The following is a 21,861-nucleotide window of genomic DNA, read 5'->3' on the forward strand; positions in this document are numbered from 1 at the left end:
CCAGCAGATTGGTCTGCTCGGCTATAGTGGCGATCACCTCGGTGATCTGCCCCACCTGTTCACTCTGATGCTCCAACAGCCCCATGGCTTCGTTGGCCTGTCCAATCATGGCGGCAATCTGCTGCATGGTATCGCTCATTCGTGCCAGCGCGGCCTCTCCCTGACGGGTCTGCTGCCGCACCTGATGGGCACCATCCGCCACACCGGCAATGTTGCCAGCCACATCACGAGCACTCACTGACATCTGATCGATAGCCGCCGCCACCGCATCGACCCGCTGATCCTGCTCCGTCAGATCCGCCACTATGGCTCTGGTGGTGCTGCCCACATCGAGACAGGCCACCTCGACCTGCCCCACTGCGCCCTGCAACTCCCCGACCAGATGATGTAACTGGGCAGACATCCGGTTGATGGAGCCGGTCAATTCTCCCAACTCATCCTGCCCTGTGATTGGCAAGGGCTCGGCCGCCAGCCGACCATCCGCAACCTGCCCCGCCCGGGTCACCAGACAGGCAATGTCACGGGTCAGACGGCGACTAAAGAACCAGGCGACCACCATGCCAAGCACGATGGCGCTGCCGGTAGCCAACAGCAGTGTCTGGTTGATAGCCCTCCCGGCTCCGGTCATCTGCGCCGAAATCTGATCCACCTCGGCACGGGTTTTCCCCACCTGCTGGACTAGCTGCTCGCTGAGGCTGGACTGCATCGGCTCGATGTCGGTGGCCATCAGGTAGTTTGCCTGATCCCAATCCGGTGCCTGGCGCTTCTCGATCACCTGTCCCACCAGCTCGGAGAAAGGGGTCGCCATCTCTTCAAACAGCTGCCAGAGGCTCTGCTGGGTGTCGGTAAAGAGCGCGGCTTGCTGTTTAACCTCAGCCACACGCTGCTGATGAAACTGGTAGTAATCCTGATACTTGCTGCGGTATTCGGGGTCGCCTGAGATAAGAAAATCCCGCAGGGCTGAGAGGGCGTTGGCGAGGCTGTTGTAGGCATCCCCCACCTGTTTGAGCAGCATGCGGCGATCGCCGGAGAGTTGATCCTGCGGAGTGCCAACTTCTTCATTGGCAAAGGATTGCAGCTGATCGAGCGCAGCCTCCGCCAGCGGCCCCGCCTCCTGCAGCATCAGGGTGTGAGCGGGCAGATTCTCTTCACTCTGGGCGATGGTCCACACCTTCTCCTGATGGCTTTTGAAGGTCTCGAGAGACTTGGCGAGCGCCGGACTGAAGGCCTGATGGGCAATGGCCTGCCAGGCCGACTCCCACTCCTGCTTGAGGCGGGAAGCCTGAGCCGGATCCTTGCCGAGGATAAGATAGCCACGCAAGGCGGAAACGGTGGCAACCAGCGCCTTCTGGCTCGTTTCATCCCGCTGCAGGGCGGGCAGCGCCTGCTCCAGCAGGGTGTGTTGGGCCTGATGGATCTGGGTCAGCCGGTAATAGACCAGCGTGGAGGAGAGCAGGATCAGCAGGTTGATAAAACCGAAGCTGAGCAGCAACTTGCTTGAGATTTTCATGAACATCCTTGTTCAAACGGAGGGATCCAGCCAACAGAATCAGATAGATATCAGTGTAGGCAATCTATCTTGCCAAGTCCGGTGCCAATTAGCCAATTCACTGCGCGGCATCGGGCGGGCAGAGAAAAATCCCTGACAGAGGTCGCAACCGAGTTGGGCCAGCACTCGCCAGGTCGCCTCATCCTCTACCCCTTCCGCCACCGACTTCAGCCCCAGCTTGCGGGCCAACTCGATACTGGACTCGATGATAGCCAAACGTGACGGATCGGCATGGCAGCGATCGACGAAAGAGCGATCCAGCTTGAGTTCGGTGAACGGCAACAGTGCCAGCTGCTGCATCGAGGAGTAGCCGGTACCAAAATCATCGATGGAGAGGCCAAAACCATGCATCCTTAGCCGGGTCAGCACCTCCAGAGACTTGCCCAGATCCTGCACGAATGCGCTCTCGGTCACCTCGAGGGTGATGAGCTCAGGATTGATACTCCAGCGCTTGCACTGATCAATCAATAAGTTGCAGAGGTCCCCTTCAATGAGTGAGGTGGTGGAGAGGTTCATCGACAGATTGAGTGACAACCCGGTTTCCTCCCATAAATGGCCATCACTCAGAGATTTGCTGATGATCACCTCGGTCAACGGATCGATAAGCCCGTTGCTCTCCGCCAGTGAAATAAAACGCCCGGGAGGGATCAGGCCAAACTCCGGGTGTTGCCAGCGGGCCAACGCCTCCATCCCGACCCACTCACCGGATGCAAAACTCACCTTGGGCTGATACCAGGGCAGCAGTTGATCTTGCTCGATCGCCCGACGCAACTCATCGAGTCCTATTCTGTGCCCCTCTTCTTCTCTGACTGGTTCCTGCCGGGGTGACCAAGCCTGGATAAGCCGCTGGAGCTGCTGCGGCGTTGAGGGTTTCTCTATGCGACCGAGCACCTGCAGGCCATAAGCGGTACTCATACGCAATACGGCTTCGACCACATCACCCTCAAGCGCGCTGGAGAGGATAATGCCGCCCTGAAAACCACCCAGCGACAGGCGGCGCAACAGCGCCATGCCATCCATTCCGGGCATTCGCAGATCGCAAAACAGGATATCGACGTTGTGTTGCTGGCTAAGCGCCAACGCCTCGATACCATCAACCGCTTCCAGTAGATTCTGGTAACCCAGGCTGCGGATCTGGTGCAGCAGCGCCTTGCGCTGAAATCCATGGTCTTCCACGACCATGATGACCAACTCATGTTGTGCTTTTTTCATCGAGCCATAATCCAATGTCGTGGGCAATCGCCGTCATCAACCTCTGCACTGTGCTGACCAGATCGTCGAGCTCGTCGAGCCGCTTCAATCGCGCTGCCGATTCCAGCATGGCAGCCTGGCTGGCAAGCTCCTCCAACCCGACCATTCGGGCAGCCCCCTTGATCCGGTGGGCTGTCTCTACCAAAGCGCTGGCATCATGACAAATCAGTGCTGCCATCATGGCCTCGCCATCCTGCCGGTTGGAATCGAGATACTCCACCGCCATGGCTCGCGCGGTCAGCTCGTCACCAAACAGCGCCAACCAGCGCTCAGCCTGCATGCCTGTAGCCCCAACAACGGGCGCAACCGCGCTTCTGGTTGGCGTCCTCTCTGCCAGCCAATGGGCCAGCATCTGGCGCAAGATATCCAGCGGGTAGGGCTTCAGTAACATGTCACTCATGCCTGCCTCTACCATACGAGCACTCGCCTCTTCCGACGTATCTGCCGTTACCCCTATGATGGGGGCCGTCACTCCCGCAGCCCGCAGCGCCTTGGTCAGGGCATAACCATCCATCACCGGCATATGGCAATCAGTCAACAGCAGGGAGAATTGCTGTCCCTGCCAGGCCCGCAGAGCCTTCTCGCCATCTTCCACAACCTGAGCCTCGATACCAAGAATGGCCAACTGCCGTGCCAGCAAGGCACGATTGACCGGATGATCATCAGCCACCAATACTTTGCCACCCAGCTTCTCTGCAAGCGCAGGGAGGATTGGTGTGACCCGCTCCTGTAGCAATTCGTGGCAACTCTCCAGCAGAAGATCCGGATAGAGAGGAGATAGACCCAGGCGCCACCATTTCTGTTCACCAATCCGACCTCGTAACGCCTCATCGGGTGACGCTATGATCCCCTTCAGCGCAGAGTGTTGCAGCCAGCTTTGCCATTCCCCCCCCAACGCTTGCTCAAGCCACCGTTGATCGGCCAACAGCAACCCGTCCAGTGAGCGACTGAGCTCATTGGCCCCCAAGTACCTGAGCTTGGCCCCCTGCCGTACCATGGCCGCTTCGAGGTTGGTGTCATCGCTGAAGAACCACCATTCTGTGTCAGCCAGAGCTGGGGGATCCCACTGCGGATTGGTTAGCGGCACGGTAAAACGGAAGCTGGAGCCCTCTCCTGCCTTGCTGGTCAGTGTCAGTGCCCCCCCCATTTTGCATACCAACTGCTCACAGATTGCCAACCCCAGTCCGGTGCCACCAAAACGACGGTTGATATCTGACTCCACCTGCTCAAAAGGCGTGAACAGCAGCGCCTGCTTCTCTTCGGCGATCCCGATGCCGGTGTCACTGACACTGATGGTCAATTGCTCGCTCAGGTAGCTGACCCGGATAGTAATCCCCCCTTGTTCGGTAAACTTCACCGCATTGTTGAGCAGGTTGGAGATGACCTGACCGATACGCACCCCGTCGATGTCGGCCCAATCCGGCACATGATGCTCCCACTCCAGCACCACGTTGAGCCCCTTGTTATGAGCCAGTGCCGCATGGCCACGAATGGCATCGCAGATCACCGTTTGCAACCGGCTGCTCTGGTAATTCAACTGCAACTGACCCGCTTCTATCTTTGAGAAATCGAGGATGTCATTGACCAGATAGAGCAGGTTATTGGTCGAGGTGACCACATTGCGCACCATAAAACGCTGGTCGTCGTTGAGCTCGCTCATTTGCAGCAATTCGAGCATGCCATGCATGCCTGAGATGGGTGTTCGTAGTTCATGGCTCATGGTTGCCAAAAAGCGGCTGCGAGCCTGCATCGCCTGCTCGGCATAGGCGCGAGCTTCGCGCAGCTCATATTCCTGTTGCTTGAGGGCAGTGATGTCCTGAATCACCCCGTTAAGGATCAGTGCCTGCTGCTCCTGTCTGACAAAGTTGCCACGCACTTGCAGATAGCGATCTCCATCAGGCCGCTCCACCCTGACCTCCAGATCGAGGGGGGCCAGGGTCTCGGCATGGTTGGCCACCTTGCTGACAAACTCCTGCAGGGCCTGTTCGGTAAAGCCAAATACCTCACCACCCGATTCAGCGTTAAATAAATCCTGGTGAGATACCCCCAGAATCTCGTTGGCCCCCTGAGAGGCATAAAGAAAGCGCCCCTTGCCCGGCCCTTGCCACAAATACTGATAGACCACCCCAGGCATGCTGTCGGTAATCTGGGTAAGGCGATTTTCAGCCTGACGGGCGCGCTCCTCCGCCTCCTTGATCCGGCTGACATCGGTCAGTACTGTCAACACCCCCAGCATATTGCCATCGGGATCGCGATAAGGGCGTTTGGCATAGATAACATGGCAGGGCGTACCATCAGCTCGCAGGTTGCTCCCTGCCCCCTCCAGATCCTGTCCTGTCTGCCACACTAAACGCTCTTCTTCCAACACACTGTTTCTGAGTGTCTCTGGCATGTTTTGCAGCTCCTCACTGCAACTGCCAGCACCGAGAAAAGCATCGCGATAGGCCTGATTGCACAAGGTGATCCGCTGCTCGCTATCACGTAGCGCCACCATGGTTGGCAGTGAGTTGAGCAAAGTCTGTACAAACAGCAACTGTTCGTTCAGCTTGTCCTCTGCGATTTTCCGCTGCGCAATCTGGCGACGCAAACTGCGAGCCCAGAACATCACCAGCAAACCGCTGACGAGCAAGGCGCCCCCCCCTATGGCCAACCACTTGTAAATCAGGGTGTAATCGGATTCGATATTGACCGACACATTGAGCCAGCGTCGCTCCAGCAGTTGCCATTCCTCATCCGTGATGGTCAGCAGCAACTTGTCCATGATTCGGAGCAACTCGGGCTGAGCATTGTCGACAGCCATACTGATAGGTACGGAAAATTCGGGAGAGCTCAGCACCACCTGATACTTCTCATTGAAACCCTTCATTGCCTGCTGTCCCAGATTGGTCATGGTCAAGAGCACATATTCAGCTCGCCCAGTGTCGAGCAAGGTCAGTAAATCGGCATCCTTGCCCACTTCGATAATATTGGCGCCCAGCGCGTGAATGAGAGAGGCTTCGTAAGAGCCCGTCACACCACCAATCAGACGCCCTTTCAGCTCGACCAACGACTTCAGCGGGCGAGCACCGTGTCTGGCTACAACATAGCTGTCGAACTTCAGATAGGAGGAGGTAAAAGAGGCAAAGGACTGACGATCCTTGAGCGGTGTCATCAAGGGAATAAGGTCCACTTTGTGCTCTTTCAGCAGTTTAAGTGACTCCTGCCAGGTATTTGTCGACGCCAGCTCAAAGCGGATCCCGGAGCGCAGACTCAGTAACTTCATCAGGTCTGCCGTATAGCCATGCAATTCACCTTCGTCATCGATTTCACTGATGCCGGCAAATCCGGGGGCAACGGCGAACTTGATGACCTTGTTTCTCTGCTTCAGCCAACTAGCCTCATCAGGTTCCAGCAACAGACCAGCGTTGGCGCGCTCATCTTCCTGATGCAACCGTAGTCGTGAGTCTGCAACGGGTATCCGTTGATATGCCTGCCAAAGCTTCTCGCTCAGTTCTGGCTGGAGGGAACTGGTCGCCATCGTCAGCGTGCTGCCAGAAAGCCACCCAGGAGCGACAACCCCCATTGACGCTGGCATTCTCTCCATCTTGAGGGTAACAATTGGACCCAACTCAAGATATGCATCGACAGCGCCCAGCTTGACCATATAGGTCGCCTCAGTGCGGCTCTCCAGCTCAGTTACATCAGAGATCCCCAAACGAGCCAATTCATTACAACTGCCAAAACCACGAATACAGACCCAGCGTAACTTGCGCGCCTGCTCCAGGGTCAATCGCTGATCCGGGGTATGCATTAAAATGGAGCGAGCATAAGAACCGATACTGCCAATAGGGTTTATCCCCTTCAGCTCAAGAGCATTACGTTCGACTCCGATTAATGCATCGATCTGGCCACCTTTGAGAGCAATCTGGGCATCTACGTAGGAGTTGTAGGAGATATAGCGCAGGGACACGCCCATTTCTGCTGCAATGCGCGAGGCCAACTCTTTGAGCGGGCCGGCATAACGCTGGTTGGGGAGTTGATAGATGAAAGGGGGATAACCACCACGGGGTACCCCAACCAGCAGCTCCTTTTGTGCGGAGATTTCGTTACTTGTGCTCTCATCTTGCGGCTGGGGAGCCGCAACAGCCAACATGCCTGAAAACAACAGCAAAATGGGAAGAAAAAGCTGACGAAGGAGTGGCATAAGGTCTTGTCCTGATGAGTAAAACAGATAGGGCTGCCACCTCTAATCTTGCAGATCCTGACGACGCAAGGCGAGAAAACAATCGCAGCTGTTACAATGAGGGCGGAGAGGATAATACTGAGTCACCAACATGTGAACCTGGAATCAACCGCAAGATGGAAAAATGGCAGGCATGCAGCCTGCCATTTCACTAGCGAGGGGGATCTTATTCTCCCCTTCGCGATCAGGTTATTCGATTCCCGAGGCGGAAGCCGGTTTGATACTCCCGCTCGCGAACGAGGGCAATTTGACCCTGATATCCTTCCAGCCCGATATCCCTGAGCAGGGCGGGTGACAGATTGACCTGCACGAGACGACGCTCGACCCGGGCAATCCTTCTCTGGACCAGGGATTCAACACTGCGCAGTAAAACCAGTTCGATAGACATGACATTCTCCAGTTGAACATGCGGTTCTCCCGGAGAAAGTGGTTATCACCCTGCGGGACGAACCGCGGGTGATAAAAAGACAGGGGTTACCTGTTTACGCCACGCGGTAAAAGAGCACGAGATTTCACGCCGCACGCAGTGCCGCGAGAGAATGCAATATTGAGCATCAGATGTTGCATATTCGTCTCCTTACCGGGTAAAAGTTGAACAGGTTGCAGAAGTCTAAAAAATATCCGAATTTAAAACAAGCCTCTTGCGACTCCTTTTTAAACGTTTTTACGGCATTTTATGCTGCCCGAAGGGGAGCCTGGGGCATCAGATCCCCGAGAGCAGCCGGTACTCCTCCAGCACGTAGGTATCCGTCATGCCGCTGACATAATCGAGCAGCAGCCGCACCCGGTAATACCACTCCTGCTCGTTCTGGCAGGCAAAACGCGGATCCGGGGTGGCGATCGCCAATCGATAGGCCTTGAGATGGCGGGCCGAGAGGCGGTGATAGAGGCGGCGCGCAAAGAAAAGCGTCTGACTCCCCTCCCCGGCCAGCAGACGGGCAAACTGTGGCGCTGGCAGCGACAACAGGCAGGCATAACTGGTCAGCACCCCGCGCAGCGCCGCATACCCCTCCAGCTCAAGCGCTTCCACCTCGGGGCGCATAAAGACCAGCTCGCGGGCCACCCGTTTGAGGATATCGAGCACCCGCGCCGCCGGCGCCTGGCCGTGCAGCAGCGCTTGCGGATAGGATCCCTGCAAAATTGCCTGATGTTCGCTGACATAGCTCTGCGCCGCCAGCGCCACCAGATCCCGGGTCAGCTGCTGGCGAAAATGGGGGAAAAAGCCTCGACCACTGGCAAGCGCGTCACCCAGCAAGGTACCCATGTAGTCACTCTGGTCAGCTGCTCGCAGCGCCGCCAGCAATTCACCCTGAGTCAGGATCCGCCTATCCACCGCATCTTCCAGATCGGCGATGCAGTAGGAGATGTCGTCTGCCGCCTCCATGATGTAGACCAGCGGATGGCGACAGCCGGGGGCCAGCCCCAGACTCTGGCCGAGGGCGCGGTAGAGCGGCTGCTCGCTAAAGAAGATACCTCGTTTGCTGCTCCAGCCATGATGCTGGCCATAGCTCACCCCGGGCCGGGGCTGCTGCGGGTATTTGCAGAGTGCCGCCAGTTGTCCGAGCGTCAGGTTGAGCTCGTGCAGGCTGTGCACCAGCCGCAGACTCTGGGCGTTGCCATCAAACAGTTGCAGGTCCTGACTCAATTCCGCCCACTGGGCCGAAGGTGGCTGCGCCAGCGCCTGCTGATAGAGGGGCTCGAGCATCTCGCCGAGCCACTGGCTCATCACCTGCTCGCCAAAGTGGCCAAACGGCGGGTTACCCACGTCATGAAGCAGGCAGGACATCTCCACCAGATTGATAAAGGCTCCCTCGCAGACCATCCCGACTGGCAAGGCGGCCAGAATGCGGCGGCTGATCTGGCGACCGGTCTCCTGCACCTCCAGCGAGTGGGTGAGGCGGCTGCGCACCGAGGCCTTCACATCAAGCGGAAAGACCTGGGTCTTCTGCTGCAACCGGCGCACCGGCGCGGCCTGCACGATACGGGCGCGATCCTGCTCGGTCGCCTCCAGCAGCTCCTCATCCCCCCAGGGGTGGATGCGCGCGGGGGTAATCAAACGGCTATACATCTCGCAGCTCCTTGCCAGCAACTTCCATCAGACTCAAGACAACCTCCAGCCTCAAGACAGCAACCAGCGCCGCAGACGGGCGATATCGCCCGGATATTCCCGGCGCAGCGTCTCAATCCAGTCTTCCACGTTTTCCCACCAGGCGGGGTGATCCGGGCTCTGGATCAGCTGTGCCGTCTGCTGCAATCGGCGCAGGCCAATGGAGCCTGCCGCCCCTTTTATCTTGTGTGCCTCTTCCACCACCCCCGCTTGATCCTTGGCAATCATGTTGGAGTCGAGCACCGCCATGTAGTCCGGCATCATCTTCTCGAACAGATCGACGCTGGAGAGCAGCACCGGTTTACCCACGGTATCGGCGTAATCGGTGAGGAAGGGGATATCCAGCAGGGCATCCTGATTGCCCGCATCCGCCTGCTCGTCCGCTTCATCCTCGGCCAGATCGGCAAACAGGTGACCAATCACCTCCCGCACTGCTTTGGAGCCAAGCGGTTTGTTAATCACATCCTGCATGCCGTGATCCCGGTAGTACTGGCGATCGCCGGTAGAGTTGGCGGTGAGTGCCACCATGGGTGGCAGGCTGTCGCCATAACGCTCCAGCAGGGTTTTCGCCACATCGAAGCCGGTCATGTCCGGCAGCTGGATATCGAGCAAAATGAGGTCGAAATCATCCGGGTTGGCCATCGCCAACGCCTGGGTGCCGTCTCGTGCCACCTGCACCTGATGACCCAGCTTGCCCAGCAGGGCGCAGGCTACTGTCACGTTGAGCTCCACATCCTCCACCAGCAGGATATCGAGGGAGGGCATCTCCTCCTCCTGCTCTGGCAACACAGGCTCGGCGCAAGCCACTTCCAGCTCGGCGGTAAAGCAGGAGCCTTCGCCCGGATCGCTGTCCACATAGAGCTGCCCGCCCATCGCCTGTACCAGCTGACGGGAGACCGCGAGGCCAATGCCGGTGCCGGTGGCGTGCTTCTTGCCCTGCACCTGATAGTACATGGCGAAGATCTTCTCCTGCTGAGCGCGCGGGATGCCGATGCCAGTATCCTCCACCTCGAAGTGCAGGGCCAGCTTGCCCGGCTCATCGGCGGGATGGGATAAGCAACGCACGGTGACGCCCCCCTCATCGGTAAACTTGACCGCGTTGCCCACCAGGTTCCACAGCACCTGACGCAGGCGAGTACCGTCAGCCATCACAAATTGCGGCATGTCGCCATCGCGATCAAAATGGAGATAGAGCCCCTTCTGCTCCGCCTGAATGCGCGACAGGGTCTCCAGCTCGTCGAGGAAGGCAGGCAGGTCGATACGGGTTGGCGCAATTTCGAGGCGACGGCGATCCAGTTTGTCCAAGTCGATGATGTCGTTGAAGATATTGCCAAGGGTCACAGCACTCAGGTGAATGGTCTTAAGCTGCTGTTGCTGCTTGGGATCGAGGGGAGTATCCATCAGCATCCGACTTAAGCCCACGATGCCGTTGAGCGGGGTGCGCAACTCGTGGCTGATGGTGGAGATAAAGGTGGTCTTGTCGCGACTCGCCTTCTCCAGCTTGTCCTGATACTGCTTGCGCTCGGTGATGTCACGGCCAAAGCCGAGCAGGCCGAGTCGCTTGCCGAAGCGGTCGAAGAAGGGCACCTTGCGCAGCTCGAAGTAAGCCTTGCGGCCATCGGGATACTCCAGCCACTGCTCGTAGGTGAGCGGCTCGTTGCTGGCAAAGACCTGCTTGTCGGTCTCCACCACCTTGTTGGCAATCTCCTGCTTGTAGACATCGAACGGGGTCAGACCGATCAGCTCGGCCTCCACCTTGCCGGTCAGCTCCTCCATGGCGCGGTTGCAGCCGGAAAACTGCTCATCCTCATTGCGGTAGTAAACCAGATCGGGGGAGCAGTCGATAAAAGAGCGCAGCAGGGCAGTACGCTCCCCCAGATGAAGCTGGGCTTTCTCTCGCTGGAACACCTCATTCTCGAGATCCTCGATGGCCTGCAGACGCAGACTCTCGGCCCGGTTGGTCTCGGCAATCTGGGCGTTGAGGCGGCTGATGTTCTCCTGCAGCTGGGTATTGAGCTCCAGATCCCGCTCGCGCATATCTTGCAGCTTGCGCACCATCCTGCTCAGTCGCTGACGGGAATCCTCCAGCTGATCCACCACGATGGAGAGAAAATAGACCGCCCAGGGGGTCACCAGCAGGCCAAAGAAGACCGAGCGAACGAAGTCGATCACATCGATATTGCCGCGCAGGAACAGGGTCACCCCCATCTGGATCGCGACCGCCAGCACGATAATGCCCGCCGCCAGGAACATGCTGAAGCGCACCAGTCCCAGCTTGGTCATCAGATCGACATAATATTGCGCCCAGGATTTAATCTGTTTCATCTTATTGTTTTCCCCCGATATTCGCGGTACAGAATACCAGCACAACCGAGTGAACTCTTCTTAATCTCGCACAATTAATTAACGATTCGCCGAATGAAATGAGTGGGTTAGGATAATTGGCAATATTGAGTCAGTTGCCATTAAGGTTTTTTCTTTATACTCACCGGCCGAAAAAATTCACCACCATTTAATTTAGGAGTTATCCGATGCGCAACACCACCTTGCTGGGCCTGGGCCTGCTGGTCGCAAATAGTGCTTATGCTGATTTGGGTGAAATTCCCAAGGAGTCTGGCTGGTCCGGTTTCCTGCTCGGCGGGGTCAGTGTCATCAATTACGAATCAAATTTTTATAGCGGTGATGATGAAAACCGCCGCCTGAGCGGACTGGGCAGTGCCGAGAGCAGCTCCGCCGTTGCCCCGTTGCTCAACGCCGATATCCGCTACACCTTTGCCGATACCCGCACCCAGGTCTTCCTCGGTAACCTGATCCAGGATGCCATCCGTTTCGACTTCACCCAGCAGCTCGGTATCCGTCAGGAAATGAGCGACAAGGGCATCGTAGCTGGCTCCGTGGTCTTTAATGCCATGCCGACCGAGCAGTGGAGCGATCCCTTCGCCGTAGGCGTTGATCGCCAGTCGACCGATATCAAGTCAAAAGGGGTGCGCTTCGCCTGGGACAGCATCTGGGGTAGCAACTTCAATGGCAGCCTGACCACCCGCAACATCGAGGTGGATGAGGAGCGCAGCGGCAGCCAGTACGGCGCCGATACTGCCGCCAAACTGGATCGCAACGGCAAGATCCACGCCCTCGACCTCTCCTACAAATGGCAGCTGGCACCCGGTCAGATGCTGGAGCCAGCCTTTATCTACCGCCAAGCCGATCTGGATGGCAGCGCCCAAAGCTACAAAAGCAACGGCCTCCAGTTGACCTACGGCATGCGCGCTTCCCAGTGGTCTTTCGTCAGCAACGCCTATCTGGGCCAGACCAAATATGATGAGGCCAACCCCATCTTTGGCCAAAACGCCGACTCCGACGAGTTTGCCCTGACCGGTACCTTCTTCTGGCACCGCCTGTTCGGTATTGCGCCGCTCTCGGCAACCTTTACCGCAGGCTACGCCAAGTCCGATTCCGACATCAACTTCTACGATTCTGAATCCGTGATGTTCAACACCGGCCTGCTCTACAACTTCTAATAACGGTTGTTCGCACCGATACAACAAGGCCACCCGAAGGTGGCCTTGTTGCTATCCGGCATTTGCCTCAAATACCCAGAGAGTCGAGCAGATCATCGTGATCGTTGGCAACCGGGGCCGCAGCCTGAGCCGGCTTGGCGGCATCCTGCTTGGCCTGGGCAATCAGCGCATCGGGATCCAGCTCCTCGTGCTCCATCCCCTCATTGTGGATGCGGATGAACTCGGTTTTGTCCATCGCCAGCTCCAGATAGAAGATGTTGTTGCGGGCGGTGAAGAAGGTGACGCGGCGGGACTCCGGGCTGTCGAGATTGGTATCGACGCTCAGCATCACCTGCTTGTTGAGGGCCAGCATCTTCGGCTGGTTCTGGGTGATGTGGGTCTGCAGATCCCGACCCACCTTGACGGTGAAGCTGCCGACGATCTGGTTCATCAGCTCGCCCATCACGTTGCTCACCTCATCAGAGGTGTGGGAGATGGCGAGATCCTCCTTGGAGAGCCCCATGCTCAGCATGTAGCTCTCGTACAGCTCCATGGCGGCGGCGGCGGAGAAGTTGATCACCACCAGACCGGAAAAACCGCCATCGAACAGCACGAAGCAACCGATATCCGGCTTGAGGCAGGTCTTGCTGATCCGCTGCACCATGCCGGAAAACCGCACCTGACTCATGGTCGCGGCACTCAAAACGTCCGTCACCGAGTTGCACAGGCTGAGCAGCACATCCTCTGTGGTCAATACGGCATCGTCATCGGATCTTGTCACTATCATGGGACCTTCCTGAACATCCAAAATGGGCTTATCTATACCATAACTCTAACAGATGGCGCAGCCCGGAGACTGAAATAGCGACACGCCTCTCAGTTGACTCCGTTATCAGCAGCCACAGGGGTGAAACCGCTCAGCTTGGCGAGCCGGGCACGCCATATATCGGCCTGCTGGGCCAAAACTTGTGGCTCATAAGGCACGACCGGATGAGCACCCCAGATGGGACCGGGCCAGGCACGATCCGTTGCAAAGCGGGCGACATGGTGAAGATGGAGTTGCGGCACCAGATTGCCCAGCGCACCTATGTTGATCTTGTCCGGGCTGAGGGCCTGCTCCATCAGGGCGGCGACGGCGCAGGACTCCTGCATCAGCTGTTGCTGCTGCTCCGGAGCCAGATGGTGAATTTCCCGCAGGTTGGCTACTCGCGGTACCAGGATAAGCCAGGGATACTGGCTGTCTTTGGCCAGCAAGACACGGCAGAGGGGCAGCTCCCCGAGCCACCTAGTATCTGCCTGCAGGCGTGAATGCAATTCAAACATGAAAACCTCGTTGAGTACGATGAACAGAGCGCCTGAAAAAAGGAGTGTCCACGTTACTGCAACGGGCAGAAAACTTAAAGCTGTGGCACGGCCCAACCGATAAAGCGCTTGCGCAGGGCTGGGTCTGCCTGGAGGAACAACTGCTGCAACTGCCCTTCCAGCTCGTTGGCAGCCACAACAGGTTGAGAGCCGCCAGAAACTGCATTGACTGACGGAGCCGCAACCACTTCCGCTGTCAGCGCCGCCTTGCCGCCGCTGCGGTTGTATTCAGCCAGTTTGCCGTTCCAATCCACCCCAAGCAGCATGCCGCTGGTCACCAGCGCGTCCTGCTGGATGGCAAGCGCGCGGCCATTCTCCTGCAACGCCACCACAGGAGCCTTGGCATAGGCCTGCATCCCCCGCTCGTCTCCCGGTACGCTGGCCATCAGCTGCAAATGCTGATTGCTGCCCTGATAGCGCACCACCTGCGGCTCGGAGCGTACCTGCCGATCATTCTCGCTGCTGCTGCGACTGGGGATCACCCCCTCGAAGCGCACCAGCAGTTGCTGCTCGCCATCCGCCAGGGTGGCATGCTGCTCATCCTGCAAGGTGCCGTTGCTCACTGCGAGGATGCGGAAATTCTCCGGCACCTTCACGTCCACCATGGCCTGTACACTGCTGGCTCCCAACACTGCACAGAGCAGCACAAAACCGGTCAACCCTCTATTACTCTTCATTCCCGCTGATCTTCCTGATGCCGATGATGGGCGCAGGGTAGCAGCCGAAGATGACAGAAAAATAACGCCGCTCAGAGCAGGTAGTGGGGTCGCTCGGCAAACCACTGGGCCAGCACCTGCTTGAACAGCCGGATCTTGCGTGGCACCCGCCGCTGCTGGGCATGCAGCACATGAAGCTGATGCAGGCCGCTCTGCCACTCATCGAGCACGGTCACCAGCTCTCCTGCCATCAGCTGCGACTCCACCAGCATCAGCGGACACTTGGCATAGCCCATACCGGCACGCGCCAGTTGCAACACGGTACTGTAATGGTTGGCCCGCACCTTGCCCTGCACCAGAATGTGGGCCTCCTCCCCCTCACGGATAAAGTGCCACTGCTCCCAGGCCGGATTGTGCCCCTGCAACAGGCAGCTGCGCCCGCTCAGCTCATAGGGGGTGGCAGGACGCCCCTCCCGCGCCACCAGTCCGGGGCTCGCCACCACCACATCCTTGAGCCGCCCCAGCGGCAGGGCCACCAGATTGTCCGGCACTTCGCTCATGGCGCGCAGGGCGATGTCGTTCTCTCCCTGGCTCATGTCGACCATCTGGTTGGTGAAGTTGAGCTCCACCTCCACTCCCGGGCAGAGCGCGGCAAAGCTGGTCAGCAGCTCGCTCACCATCCGATCGCCGGTGCTGACCGGGCAGGTAAAACGCAGGCGGCCACAATCCTCTTCGGTCAGCGCCTGAATATCTTGCTCCGCTTGCCGCGCCAGCGCGAAGATCTCCCCCGCCTGCTGATAGAGGGTCTTGCCCGCCTCGGTCAGACTGAGGCGGCGGGTGGTGCGCTGCAACAGTTGTGCATTGAGGGAGGTCTCCAGCGCGCTGACATGGCGGCTCAGCATCCCCTTGCTGACCCCCAGCGTATCGGCAGCAGCCGAGAAACTGCCGCGCAGCACCACTTCGTAAAAGCTGGCCAGATGAGCGATATCCATCATTAGCTCCAATATGGAAACAATGGGTTTATTTTACGCGCTTTTTCGCATTTTCTGTTGCGCTAGAATCGATACATCCCAACCAGGAGTGATGCAGATGAAAATTGTGATTGTGGGTGCCTCCGGCACCGTCGGCTCCGCGGTCAGTGAACTGCTTGCCAAAGATCATCAGGTGATCCGGGTCGGCCACAGTCGTGGCGATGCCACGGTCGACATGCGCGATCCCGCCTCCATCAAGGCGCTGTTTGCCCAAGTAGGCCAGTTTGATGCGCTGGTGGTGGCCAGCGGCAGCGTGGCCTTTAACGGCCTGACCGAGATGACCGACGAGCAGTGGCAGGTGGGACTGGAGAGCAAGCTGATGGGCCAGATCAACCTGACCCGAGCCGCCATTCCCTATCTGACTGACAAGGGTTCCATCACTTTGATCAGCGGTATTCTGAGCGAGGAGCCGATCAACTGGGGCGTGAGCGCCAGCACAGTCAACGGCGCCATCGATCACTTTGTGAAAGCGGCCGCCTGCGAGCTGCCAAGGGGCCTTCGCATCAACGTGGTGAGCCCCACTGTGCTGGAGGAGTCAATGGACAAATACGCCGACTTCTTCCCGGGCTTCGTGCCGGTGCCTGCCGCCAAGGTAGCGCACGCTTACAAGAAGTCGGTGCTGGGCATCCAGACCGGTCAGGTGTTCAGGGTCAACGGCTGATCGCCGCCCGCTAACCGCCAGACCAGCAATAAAAACGGGCCCCGAAATGGGGCCCGTCTGTTTATTTGCTTCTATCTTTCGCCACCAGCAAACGTTTGTTTCTAGGCAACAAAAAGAGAGCACCCCTTAGTCGATCAGACCGTACTGATCGCGCAGCACCTCGATGATCTCCTGCTTGGGATTGGCAGAACGCGCCAGCTTGTGGCCGATGATCTTCTCGGCGATCCCGACGTAGGTGTTGGAGATATCCATCATCACTTCGGTCGGCAGCTTGTTGTCGCGGGCCAAGGCGAAACGTTCCGGCATGCGGTTCTTGTTGAGCAGAATGTCCGGATCCGGGAAGTGGTTGAGCAGCCACTGACGGAAACCCTCTTTGGACTTCTCGACAATCTGACCGTCGCGCAGGGCCGCGCCATCCCAGATACGGGAGCTGTCGGGGGTGCCCACTTCATCCATGTAGATCAGCTTTTCGTTGCCAGCGGCATCGTGGACATAGCCAAACTCGAACTTGGTATCGACGAAGACCTGATCCAGCCCGGCCAGTGCGTCGCTAATGACGTTGAAGCCCTCTTTGAGCAGCACTTCGTAGCGGTCGATGTCGGCCGGTTTGCTGAAGTTAAAGCCCTTATAATGGCGCTCGATATCGGCACGGGAGACGTTGACGTCATCGGCTTCCGGCACGCCATCCAGCCCTTTCAGTACGCCCTTGGTGGAGGGAGTGATGAGGATCTCCGGCAGTTTCTGATCCTTTTTCAGCCCTTCCGGCAGGGTGATGCCGCAGAACTCGCGCTCGCCATCCTTGTAGGCACGCCACATGGAGCCGGTGATGTACTGGCGGGCAATCGCCTCGATCATCACCGGATGGGCTTTTTGCACGATCCAGACGAAGGGGTGCGGAATATCCAGAATGTGGCTGTCGGCCAGTCCCTTCTCCTTGAACAGCTTGAACCAGTGGCTGGAGATAGCATTGAGCGCCGCGCCCTTGCCCGGCACGCCGTTCAGGCCATCCACACCTTGCCAGATGCAATCGAAGGCCGAGATGCGATCGCTGATCACCATGAGGGCGAGGGGCGCATCGGCCGGCACATCATAGCCTTTCTCTTTTATGAGCCGGGCACTGTCTTCGGGGGTCAACCAGTAGACGCTGCGCACTTTGCCGGAATGGACAGGTTTATCGGTACGGATCGGCAAATCGTCATTCACCGCCAATACTTGATCTGCAAGACTCATGGCTAATAACACTTCCTGTTTGTGGGGGGTAAACATCGCGAGTCCCTCACCTGCGCGCTCTGTTTGCAACGGGCTGGCAAGGGGGCTCGCATCATCGAAAACCGCTCGGAATCCCCGCGTTTTCAGGGGGATTTTGATAACAAAACAGGGGCACAAGGCCCCTGTATTTATTCTGCTTTTGCTGCTGCCTGATCGGCCAGCCCCTTGGCGAACGCCTCGGACAGGCTGATATACATCTGGGAGATAACCCCGGACGATACCGGCTTCTTGTCCTTGTCGAACAGGGTAATGGAGGTCTTGCCTCCCGCCATTTCGCCAAGCTGGAAGCGGTATTTCTCCTCCTCCAGTTTGAACGGCTCGCTCCCTTTCGCCTTCCAGAACTCGGCACCCGGCTCTTCGTACTCGACGTCGATCCAGCCCAGAGACTGCTGGGTATCCTTGATGGTGAAACCGTAAGCGGGCAGTACCTGGTTGAGGCGACGCCACACCTGATCAAAGGAGCCTTCGGCAATCCAGGCGCTCAGCTCGTTGTTGTCCAGACCCAGTTGCAGACCCATGCCATCGTTGGACTTGTGCTGCTCGCGGGCTTTCAGCTGGCTGTCGTAATAGAGCGAGAACTGGTTCAGCACTCGCGCGGCATAGCGCTGGGCATCGGCAGGGGTCAGCTTGTTGCTGGTCTCGCCGTCGATGGTCTCTTCGTGATCCAGCACCCGGACCGACATGTTGACGGCGTGGCGCTGGGCGTCGTTGCGCACGGTGAACTGGTAACGCTGACGGATTGTGAAATCCTCGTCATCTTCACCCCAGCCATCGAGGGCGACCGTGTTGTCAAACCAGCCGGTCTGCAATACGCCATCCTGCTGATCCAGCTTCTCGGTGGTGACCTTGTATTTGGCCAGGAAGTTCATCAGGAACGACCAGGTATCGCGCTCCACGCTCTGGCTGGTGCTCAGGGCATAGAAGGCAACGGTCGGTTCGGTTGCACTCTGCACGACCTGACTGCCCGGTACCACGGTCAGCAGCTGGGCGGGCGGGCGCACATCGACCTGGGCGCCGAGGGCACCTTCACGGCTGCTCTCGGGAAGCGGCGGAATATCGTACTGGCTGTTGAAGGTGGGGGCGCTCAATCCTGCGGGGATCAAGAACGCGCGGCCCTCGAGGCGGGCATCTTCATAACCGAAGTCGCGGTTGGCCATTTTGCGATCCTGGGGAGTGCTGCAACCGGCCAAGACGGCCACAGTCGCAACGCTCAGCACCAGACGGGCTCTATTTCCCTTTCCATTAGATTTAAACACTCGCCATCAACTCCGCTGTGGTCAGTGCTCGCGCCATCAGCTGTTCGCCCTCGGGGGTGAGGTCGACAAGCGGCAGGCGCAAGGTGGCTGTTGCAATCAACCCCAGTTGGGCACAGGCCCATTTCACCGGGGTGGGGCTCGGTTCGCAGAACAGAGTCTTGTGCAACGGCATCAAGAGATTGTTGATGTCATGCGCCTGCCCGGCATCACCGGCCAGCGCAGCACGACACATGTCGGCCATCTGGGCCGCTGCAATATTGGTGGTGACCGAAATCACGCCATCGCCACCTTGCAGCATAAAATCACAACCAGTGGCATCGTCGCCACTGTAGAGAGCAAACTCCGGCCCGCACAGCTCGCGCAGCAGCGGGGTGCGGCTCAAATCGCCGGTTGCCTCTTTCAAACCGATAATGCCGGGAACCTTGGCCAGACGGGCCACGGTCTCCGGTTTGAGATCGCAACAGGTGCGACCGGGCACATTATAAAGAATTTGGGGCAGACCACTAGCCTCGGCGATCGCACAATAGTGGCGATAGAGACCTTCCTGAGTGGGCTTGTTGTAGTAAGGAGTCACCGAGAGACCCGCCACCACGCCGGTTTTGGCCAGTCGCTTTGCCAATTCAATGGCATGGGCAGTATTGTTGGAGCCGCAACCGGCGATGACGGGAATGCGTCCGGCGGCATACTCAACGGTCTTTTCAACGACGGCGATGTGCTCCTGCTCGCTCAGGGTCACCGATTCCCCTGTGGTACCCACCGCAACAATGGCGCTGGTCCCGGCGCTGACATGATAGTCGACCAGTTTGGCCAGACTGGCCCAATCGACTTCACCTGAAGCCAGCATGGGGGTAACGAGCGCAACAATACTACCGCGTAACATGGACTTTTCTCCCGATTTTCAGGGGCGTAATGGTAAAGCTGACCCCTTTGAAAAACAAGGGAGAGAGGGGGCAAGCCGTGATACCATCCGGAACAAAAAGTAATGGACGAAAGTCGGCAGCGTCCCTCAGGGAGTGGTCATCAGGGCCGGAGGATTGGCTTGCCAGCGCGGCTTTCGCAACGAAATAACGGACGAGAGAAGATTTATGACTCACTACCTGGTCGTAACGGCCATCGGCACGGACAGGCCTGGCATCGTCAATGAAGTGACCCGCCACGTCAGTGGCTGTGGTTGCAACATTGTGGACAGCCGCCTTGGCATCTTCGGCAATGAATTTACCTTTATCATGCTGCTCTCGGGCGACTGGAACAGCATGATGCAACTCGAAATCAGCCTGCCCCTGCGTAGCCAGGAGTGGGATCTCATCACCATGATGAAACGCACCGAACGCCACCAGTCCCTGCAGTATGACGTCCGCGCCAGTGCCGACCTGTTGATCCGCGACGAGCCCGGCATCGTAAGCCAGTGCACCCAGTTCTTCAGCGAACATGGCTGGAACATTCAGGCGATGCAATCCATGACCCTGGAGCAGCAGCCGTTCAACCTGCTGAAGATCAGTTTTCAGCTCAATCTGGCCAGAGAGGGTGAAGTGGAAGGTTCGCAAACTGCCTTCGCCGAATTCTGTCGTCAACTGGGTGCCGAATCGTTCGAGTTTATCGTCAATCGCAAACACGCCTGAGGGCGTTTTACCCGAGGAGACCCAATGCAACCACTACAAGCTGGCAGCCCCGCCCCCGATTTCTCCCTGCCCGACCAGAATGGCAATCAGGTCAGCCTCGCTGGCCTGCGCGGCAAGAAGGTGCTGGTCTATTTCTACCCCAAGGCGATGACCCCCGGCTGCACCACCCAGGCCTGCAGCCTGCGCGATGTGAACGCCGAGCTGGCCGCCCTCAATGTGGTGGTACTTGGCATCAGCCCGGATCCGGCCAAACGGCTGAAAAAGTTTGAAGAGAGGGACCAGCTCAACTTCACCCTGCTGGCTGATGAAGACCACGCCGTCGCGGATGCCTTTGGCGTCTGGGGCCCGAAGAAGTTCATGGGCAAAGAGTATGACGGCATTCACCGTCAGAGCTTCCTGATCGACGAAGAGGGCAAGATTGCCCACCACTTCGACAAGTTCAAAACCAGCGATCACCATCAGGTGGTACTGGATTTCCTCAAGGGGTAACCCTCCCCTGCGTCATTGAAAGGCCTGCCATGCAGGCCTTTTTTGTCTGGTCAGCCGCCCCTTGCCAACGGATTTTTCTCACCAACTCCCCCGCCCAGATCAAAAAATTCATTTTATATATGGGTTAACGTGACCCCAGAATCATCTTCCAGCGAGATATCCCATGAACATGAGCAACACTGAACGTTTGATCCTGAGCAACCAGTACGAAATTCTGGCGAAACTCAATCCGGAGAAAGCGGACGTCTACCAGCGCGCCAGTACCATCATCGAACGCGGCTACTGCCTGCAGATCCTCGAGTTGGAGAAGAGCTTCGGCCATCTGGATCTGGCGACCTGCCAGGAGGTAATCGACACACTGGAGCTGCACCACGCACTGGCCATCTCATGGGGTAATCTGGATGCCGCCGATCAGGGCGAGATCAATGCCAGTCGGCTGGAGTTCAATGGCTACAGCCGCAGCCAGGAGCGTGAACTGGCCGACTATGTCTGCTTCCTGCTGGAGGTGGACAAGCGCTTCCCCGAGCTCAAATGCCCGTGCGACGAGCTCTCCAGCGACATCGCCATGCGCGACAAGTACCAGCGGATGCTGACTGTATGGCGTCAGTGCCCTCGTCAGTACAAGCTCTCCATCCAGGAGATCCGCAAGGTACTGGCAGCGTGATCCGCACACCGACCGCCACAAAAAAGGCGCCACTGGCGCCTTTTTGCATCTGAAACGGGTTATTCGTAGAGAAAGGATTTATCGAGCTGCTGGAAGGCCGCCTTGAGGGTATCAGCCAGCTCTTCATAGCGGGGCTGGGAGACCAGCTGACGGCGGCCGCCCTGCTCGTTCATCTTGCCGTTGATCTCCCGATACCAGCTCGCCAGCGACGGGGGCAACCGGGTGTCG

General features: G+C 58.1%; 19 protein-coding genes. 5 read left to right on the forward strand and 14 right to left on the reverse strand.

The window, feature by feature from the left end; all coding sequences use genetic code 11:
- The 6 genes from AACR14_RS10985 to arcB all read right to left on the reverse strand — a co-directional run.
- Positions 1-1,510, reverse strand: a 1,510-nt coding sequence (locus tag AACR14_RS10985) for a HAMP domain-containing methyl-accepting chemotaxis protein (RefSeq protein ID WP_019446211.1), incomplete at its 3' end; no start/stop codon positions are given.
- 39 nt (positions 1,511-1,549) lie between these two features.
- Positions 1,550-2,761 carry an EAL domain-containing response regulator gene (locus AACR14_RS10990; RefSeq protein ID WP_019446212.1) on the reverse strand — a complete coding sequence of 404 codons (1,212 nt, stop codon included), beginning with the start codon at positions 2,759-2,761 and terminating at the stop codon, positions 1,550-1,552.
- Complete coding sequence (locus AACR14_RS10995) at positions 2,742-6,983, reverse strand: ATP-binding protein (RefSeq protein WP_019446213.1); 4,242 nt, start codon at positions 6,981-6,983, stop codon at positions 2,742-2,744. Before AACR14_RS10995 ends, AACR14_RS10990 begins: the two co-directional genes overlap by 20 nt.
- A gap of 223 nt (positions 6,984-7,206) precedes the next feature.
- Positions 7,207-7,410, reverse strand: a complete 204-nt coding sequence (locus AACR14_RS11000; RefSeq protein ID WP_005349248.1) for a hypothetical protein — start codon at positions 7,408-7,410, stop codon at positions 7,207-7,209.
- Between the two features lie 315 nt (positions 7,411-7,725).
- Entirely contained in the window at positions 7,726-9,090 is a 1,365-nt protein-coding gene (gene dgt, locus AACR14_RS11005) for a dGTPase (protein WP_019446214.1), read from the reverse strand.
- A gap of 51 nt (positions 9,091-9,141) precedes the next feature.
- Positions 9,142-11,454, reverse strand: coding sequence for an aerobic respiration two-component sensor histidine kinase ArcB (gene arcB / locus AACR14_RS11010; RefSeq protein ID WP_019446215.1), 2,313 nt, complete (start codon positions 11,452-11,454; stop codon positions 9,142-9,144).
- 206 nt (positions 11,455-11,660) lie between these two features.
- On the opposite strand from arcB, the gene AACR14_RS11015 reads away from it, so the two are divergent.
- Positions 11,661-12,647, forward strand: a complete 987-nt coding sequence (locus tag AACR14_RS11015; protein WP_019446216.1) for a DUF2860 family protein — start codon at positions 11,661-11,663, stop codon at positions 12,645-12,647.
- A gap of 67 nt (positions 12,648-12,714) precedes the next feature.
- On the opposite strand, the gene AACR14_RS11020 is transcribed toward AACR14_RS11015, so the two are convergent.
- The 4 genes from AACR14_RS11020 to AACR14_RS11035 form a co-directional block, all read right to left on the reverse strand.
- Positions 12,715-13,413, reverse strand: coding sequence for a DUF3334 family protein (locus AACR14_RS11020; RefSeq protein WP_005339098.1), 699 nt, complete (start codon positions 13,411-13,413; stop codon positions 12,715-12,717).
- Positions 13,414-13,502: 89 nt separating this feature from the next.
- The gene (locus AACR14_RS11025) at positions 13,503-13,949 is read right to left on the reverse strand and encodes an HIT domain-containing protein (protein ID WP_019446217.1); all 447 of its coding nucleotides are present in this window, start codon (positions 13,947-13,949) and stop codon (positions 13,503-13,505) included.
- A gap of 74 nt (positions 13,950-14,023) precedes the next feature.
- Positions 14,024-14,665, reverse strand: a complete 642-nt coding sequence (locus AACR14_RS11030) for a DUF2057 domain-containing protein (protein WP_019446218.1) — start codon at positions 14,663-14,665, stop codon at positions 14,024-14,026.
- A gap of 71 nt (positions 14,666-14,736) precedes the next feature.
- Entirely contained in the window at positions 14,737-15,636 is a 900-nt protein-coding gene (locus tag AACR14_RS11035) for a LysR family transcriptional regulator (RefSeq protein WP_019446219.1), read from the reverse strand.
- Between the two features lie 97 nt (positions 15,637-15,733).
- On the opposite strand from AACR14_RS11035, the gene AACR14_RS11040 reads away from it, so the two are divergent.
- Entirely contained in the window at positions 15,734-16,336 is a 603-nt protein-coding gene (locus AACR14_RS11040) for a short chain dehydrogenase (protein WP_019446220.1), read from the forward strand.
- A gap of 126 nt (positions 16,337-16,462) precedes the next feature.
- Here the strand turns inward: AACR14_RS11040 and AACR14_RS11045 are convergent, their stop codons facing one another.
- The 3 genes from AACR14_RS11045 to dapA form a co-directional block, all read right to left on the reverse strand.
- The gene (locus AACR14_RS11045) at positions 16,463-17,566 is read right to left on the reverse strand and encodes a phosphoribosylaminoimidazolesuccinocarboxamide synthase (RefSeq protein ID WP_041201925.1); all 1,104 of its coding nucleotides are present in this window, start codon (positions 17,564-17,566) and stop codon (positions 16,463-16,465) included.
- Positions 17,567-17,733: 167 nt separating this feature from the next.
- On the reverse strand, positions 17,734-18,861 hold the full coding sequence (gene bamC / locus AACR14_RS11050; RefSeq protein WP_026035046.1) for an outer membrane protein assembly factor BamC: 1,128 nt from the start codon (positions 18,859-18,861) through the stop codon (positions 17,734-17,736).
- Entirely contained in the window at positions 18,854-19,741 is an 888-nt protein-coding gene (gene dapA / locus AACR14_RS11055; RefSeq protein WP_005349232.1) for a 4-hydroxy-tetrahydrodipicolinate synthase, read from the reverse strand. Before dapA ends, bamC begins: the two co-directional genes overlap by 8 nt.
- A gap of 205 nt (positions 19,742-19,946) precedes the next feature.
- Here dapA and AACR14_RS11060 point away from each other — a divergent pair, with 205 nt between their 5' ends.
- The 3 genes from AACR14_RS11060 to AACR14_RS11070 all read left to right on the forward strand — a co-directional run bounded on the left by AACR14_RS11060 (position 19,947) and on the right by AACR14_RS11070 (position 21,633).
- Positions 19,947-20,480, forward strand: a complete 534-nt coding sequence (locus tag AACR14_RS11060) for a glycine cleavage system protein R (RefSeq protein WP_005349229.1) — start codon at positions 19,947-19,949, stop codon at positions 20,478-20,480.
- A 24-nt stretch (positions 20,481-20,504) separates the two neighbouring features.
- Positions 20,505-20,969, forward strand: coding sequence for a thioredoxin-dependent thiol peroxidase (gene bcp / locus AACR14_RS11065; protein ID WP_005358255.1), 465 nt, complete (start codon positions 20,505-20,507; stop codon positions 20,967-20,969).
- 163 nt (positions 20,970-21,132) lie between these two features.
- Positions 21,133-21,633 carry a YfbU family protein gene (locus tag AACR14_RS11070; RefSeq protein WP_019446223.1) on the forward strand — a complete coding sequence of 167 codons (501 nt, stop codon included), beginning with the start codon at positions 21,133-21,135 and terminating at the stop codon, positions 21,631-21,633.
- Positions 21,634-21,692: 59 nt separating this feature from the next.
- Here the strand turns inward: AACR14_RS11070 and AACR14_RS11075 are convergent.
- On the reverse strand, positions 21,693-21,861 hold a 169-nt coding region (locus tag AACR14_RS11075; RefSeq protein ID WP_019446224.1), incomplete at its 5' end, for a DUF412 family protein.

The sequence above is a fragment of the Aeromonas sp. 159 genome (genome assembly GCF_963862045.1).
Classification (GTDB): Bacteria; Pseudomonadota; Gammaproteobacteria; order Enterobacterales; family Aeromonadaceae; genus Aeromonas; species Aeromonas veronii.